This is a genomic window from Acidovorax sp. HMWF018, from assembly GCF_003061035.1.
Taxonomy (GTDB): Bacteria; Pseudomonadota; Gammaproteobacteria; order Burkholderiales; family Burkholderiaceae_C; genus Acidovorax; species Acidovorax delafieldii.
The window spans coordinates 1-4,399 of record NZ_QAIM01000325.1 but is presented as its reverse complement, the minus strand read 5'-3'; the positions used below and the strand labels follow the sequence as shown (position 1 = coordinate 4,399).

The window sequence follows — 4,399 nt, the reverse complement described above, 5'->3', positions numbered from 1 at the left end:
TCAAGGTCTCACGGAATTCAATCGCATAGAAGACCGGAAAGCAGCAAACGAACCCAGTGCTGGTGGTGTCTCTACGAGCTAGAACGCTCGCGCCTTGGGTGAACGATCGTCGAAAATCTCCATCTCAGCCGAGGGGACGGACACCTGCGCCTTGCGCCTTCCCGCCGCGTGCCTAGCGCGCAGGCGCCACCATAGCGGTGGCAATTGCCAAATGCTGGGCTGGCACTGTACCTGCCTGATAGAGAAAGCCCTCGGCGAACGAGAAGTTTTTAGCAGATCGAACCACATGCGCTTGGAATGCAAGCGACTCGTTGACAAGTGCAAGGGACAAAAATTTGACCGACAACTCCAGGGTGACGACGACCTTGGAATCGTAGTGACCCAGACCGGCAAGCACGAAGGCTGCATCAAAACCTGCGGCGATAACGCCGCCATTGATTGCGGAGGTTCCTCCACCTCCCTGAAGGCCAGATTGGTGAAATTGATGATCGCCAAGCCTGGCTCTTTGAACGCCCCCCTAAACCCAAACCAAGCAATTTCTTTCCTGGCGTTGAATTGAGCCAATTGCTCTTCGCGCTGAGTGGAGACTAGGCGAAACGGGATGGTCGGACTATGCATGGGAAAGCAATGATGCGTTTACCGTCCAAATGTACATTGAGGGCTCGTCCAAATGTACATTCAGGATGCGTCCAACCTTGCATCCAAGACACTTGCGGCAGGGGATTTCTCGAATGAAGGTTCGATAGTTAGACCGTTTTTAAGTGCACCGTGCCCCGCGAGCTGCTATGGGGTTCTGGCCGACAAGGCCACATGACAGCTGCGCAATTTTTCCCTCAGTTCGTGTTGTACCTCGGGGTTTGACAAGCCCGTAGTTCCCTCGCATGCGACCAGGTTTTGCCGACAGGAGTCAGGCCAATCTTCCAGATCGTCATCGAGCGCTATCCACTGCTGGGGTTTTCTGCGCTGAGCGTCTTCTTGAACTTGCACGCCCCGGGGTGTGGTGCGAAACATGGTCAGGTTCCAGGGATCCACGCCATGGACACGCCTGTGGTACGTCCCACCAATAAACCGGGCACGCAATGAGGCCGGAAGGCGTTTGAGTGTCGCGCTGTATCCGGGGCGAATGCACCACGTGCTACTCAGTACCAGAGCGACTGCCGGGTGGGGTTGGAGCACTGACTCCAGGATTGGAATCCATTCGAACAGCGAATGCCCTGCAGCCTCATACGGGCTCATGTAGATACCCTTGCGGGGATGCCAGAGCACTTTTTCATGGTGAACAACACCATCGAGATCGAGGTACAGGACGACGTCCGCGCTGCGTGGAGTGGACGCATGGAGATATGGGGAATTTTGGCCAGAGGACATAGCCGTATGTTGGGATTGCGCTGGGTGGCGATTTAGCCAAGGACGACGGCAGGGCCAGGGCGGATTCAGAACTCGCCAACCACGTGCGTATTCCTACGAGAACGCACCAGACTGGACACGCATGAGCAAGCTCCGCACCACCTCAAGGCCGCCGGGTTCTTTGAGTACATCGAGAGGCCTTCGATCGCCCAATGCCGGGACCGCCCCCACGAGCCAGTGATGAAGCCAGTCCTTTGCGTCGAAACCAGTTGGGTCGCCACACTCGTCAACCATGCGCTGCACAAGCATAGTGAGAATAGCGATGTGGTCTTCCAGGGCGATGAGGGCAGAATCTGCGGCCATGATTTACCGATCAGTCCCGCTAACAATGGCGTAGCGGCGTCGCCGGAGCGTCGGATCTTCGGTTGCATCGCCCGAGCGCGCATATTCCCTTGCGGTGATGACAGGAAGAGCGTGCTTGACCTTGATTGTGATGACGCGCTTCGCCTTCCAGGCCGCTTGACCTGTGCAGTGCAATTCCACGGCGATGGGATCTCTCAAGAGCTGTCGCGAGCTTCGGAGAGAGATTTCATCAAAGTACCCCTCAGAAAAACGTCGCCCCCGGGGGCATGCTTTCGCAGAGGTCGCACCGGGGGCTTGCTTTGCGCTGATGATAGCAACGATGTTCAAACTCATCGCGGGGTTGTATCGGCAGGAGAACCAGCGCTGACTCACCAAAGGCCCCGCTTACTCACTTTTACCAGTGCGCTGGTAAGGGCCATCAGCGTTTCTGCATCTGTCAGCGCCTCCGCCCCCATCAACGTGGACGGCAACGCATTTTCCAGCGATCTCTTGAGTACGGTTGAGCACCTGCTCCACCAGACTGGTCCGGGGAACAAACATGTAGTGCACTTCACAGTCCAGGCCATGAGCCAAACGTGCAAGCGTATTCAGCGTGATAGTGCCGTTGGCCTCGGCATGCTCCAGTTTGCGGACTCCCTGTGCCGTCATGCCCAAACGCTCACCCAGCGCTTTAGAACTCATGCCCAAGGCCAACCTAACCGTCTTTGCCCAACCACATCTGGGCGTGGCATTCCGCTGCAGCTTCGCAAAATCGCAAAACTGCCGGTCAAGTTCGGCCAAGCGGGTGAGATCCAGGCGGTTTTTCAAGGGGGCAAACGCATGAGGCAACAGACTGGTTGCCTCTTTAAGCAGATCTGGGCAACCGGTTTATTTCCATTGGGAGACGGGCACACTTGGAAAACAAAAATGGCATTCCAGTCAGCTATCTTTGCACGCCACGGTCTCGAACGGGACTAACAGGCTGCTGAAATACTCCCGTGCGTCCGGAACCTGCTCAGCGGCTGCAACCGCATTTTTCGCAGCAGCTTTCCGCAGGCTACGCTAGAAAACTGCTGCCACCTTTTGAAAACACTCCGAAATAGAGCGGATCTAACCAAACGGGGGAGGGCCATGTAATGAGGCGCAGGAGGCCCCAAAAACAAGCTTCCAAACTCCACCGGGGGGAGAATTACTTTGGGGCTCTGAGGGCGGTTTGGGAGCTAGGAGGCCCATCGGAGAATCTTGGGGTTCTATTACGGGAGACGGAAAACCCACAGCTCGCAGAGATACCATAAAGCAGCGGTGAGCAAATCCCGCTTTATATGGTCGCGCCTTGGGGGGTTGCGCCACTGAGACCGGCAAAAGGCGGCTTGTCGGTGAAAAGGTCACAAGAGCGATTTCTGCACCGCCGCGCGTCACCGGGCCCAGAGAGCGGAATTCTCCTTGGGATACCACTGAATCAAAACCCGACGCGGACCACCGCCAGAACCGCCAAAGGCCATATGGCTTCCGCGTAGCTCGTCGTATCCAGCGCCCGCCATTCTAATCCTACTGTTGTCGTAAGTGCGGCCTGCGAATCCATATGCCAATACCATCCGGGAACCAGGGCGCTGCAAGGCAAAGCCTGGAAACAGGACAAATACCGAGCACCAAATGGTGAAGATACCGGTTCCGGGGGGAAATTAAGGCTACGGAAGTGCGGGGCGAACACTAAACGCTGTCGGGCTGATTGGGCGCCGAGGGCTGTCATCAAAATCGATGCGCAACTACATAGAAATGCATCTACATAGGGCCTCAGCTATCGCCGCGATTGAGGCGATTCCGCGAGGGGCGATTCGTCCCCTCAATAAAAGCCTCGAAAGCCCACAATGGGTATAGAGGAAGAGCCAGTGTCAGCGCCTAACCCCGAGATCCATGGAGTCAAACTACGGAGCGCCTATTTCTTCGGGGGAAAGAAGACAGGGGACAAAGCACGGGGCCTGAAGAGCACAAAAGCCGCGAGGGAAATACCCGGCGAGCACATCAATCCACGCCTGAAATGTAAAAGGCCCCATGTGCATCTACATAGGGCCCAGGTTTAAGTGCAAGTGAAAAAGACGATTGTGGGTCTAGCTGCGGGTTTAATTGCTTTTACATAGGGCCTAGCCGACCGCCTCTTCCTCGGCCTCAACCTCATCCCCCTTCTGCGCTTTCAACACACGAATGGCGTTACGAGTATTGATGATGGCTTTGACAATGTGTTTTGACTTTCGTCTGATGGATTGAAGCTTTTTTTCTGTCTTCATCACTTCATCAATTTTCCATTCTTTGGCAAAGGTATTCAACCGATCCTTTGCATAGGTCATTGACTCTTCATTGATCGCAATCCTCACTCGAATGGACTGGCGGTTGTTCTTTTGACCAAACCAACGGATTCCCGTCCATTTGAGATCCAAGTGGTTGCCCTTTCTGGTACACGACAGTTGCAGTGTTGACCTGGACTCCCAGCCTGTCGCCTTCGCCTCAACCCGATCCACAAAGCTCATGTACTCGTCTGCTGCGACCATGGCTTGGCCATAGAGCACCTCGATGCATCGCTCAAGGCCTTGGATTGCATCTTCATAGAGGGCTAGTTGAGGGCAAGCCAGGATACGGCCAGTTTTAGCTCATAAGCGTTTGGGCTATTAAGAATTCATTTTTTATGCCAGATGTTGCCGCGCGTGGCAATTGG

6 protein-coding genes are annotated in these 4,399 nt (G+C 55.2%); all 6 read right to left on the bottom strand.

The genetic code is table 11. From position 1 onward, the window contains the following. Positions 1-172 precede the first annotated feature (172 nt). The 6 genes from DBR23_RS32275 to mobI all read right to left on the bottom strand — a co-directional run bounded on the left by DBR23_RS32275 (position 173) and on the right by mobI (position 4,253). Positions 173-397 carry a hypothetical protein gene (locus DBR23_RS32275; RefSeq protein ID WP_369882107.1) on the bottom strand — a complete coding sequence of 75 codons (225 nt, stop codon included), beginning with the start codon at positions 395-397 and terminating at the stop codon, positions 173-175. Between the two features lie 386 nt (positions 398-783). Beyond that, entirely contained in the window at positions 784-1,368 is a 585-nt protein-coding gene (locus tag DBR23_RS12295) for an HAD domain-containing protein (protein WP_108498432.1), read from the bottom strand. 93 nt (positions 1,369-1,461) lie between these two features. Beyond that, on the bottom strand, positions 1,462-1,641 hold the full coding sequence (locus DBR23_RS12290) for an MbcA/ParS/Xre antitoxin family protein (RefSeq protein ID WP_233250422.1): 180 nt from the start codon (positions 1,639-1,641) through the stop codon (positions 1,462-1,464). Positions 1,642-1,713: 72 nt separating this feature from the next. After that, positions 1,714-2,043 (bottom strand): hypothetical protein, encoded by a 330-nt coding sequence (locus DBR23_RS29295; RefSeq protein WP_133246267.1) that lies wholly within the window; start codon positions 2,041-2,043, stop codon positions 1,714-1,716. 51 nt (positions 2,044-2,094) lie between these two features. Then, the gene (locus DBR23_RS12285) at positions 2,095-2,517 is read right to left on the bottom strand and encodes a helix-turn-helix domain-containing protein (protein ID WP_199227693.1); all 423 of its coding nucleotides are present in this window, start codon (positions 2,515-2,517) and stop codon (positions 2,095-2,097) included. A 1,313-nt stretch (positions 2,518-3,830) separates the two neighbouring features. Next, a complete protein-coding gene (mobI, locus tag DBR23_RS12280) occupies positions 3,831-4,253 on the bottom strand; it encodes a conjugative transfer protein MobI(A/C) (protein WP_369882106.1) in 423 nt (140 codons plus the stop codon). Positions 4,254-4,399: the final 146 nt, after the last annotated feature.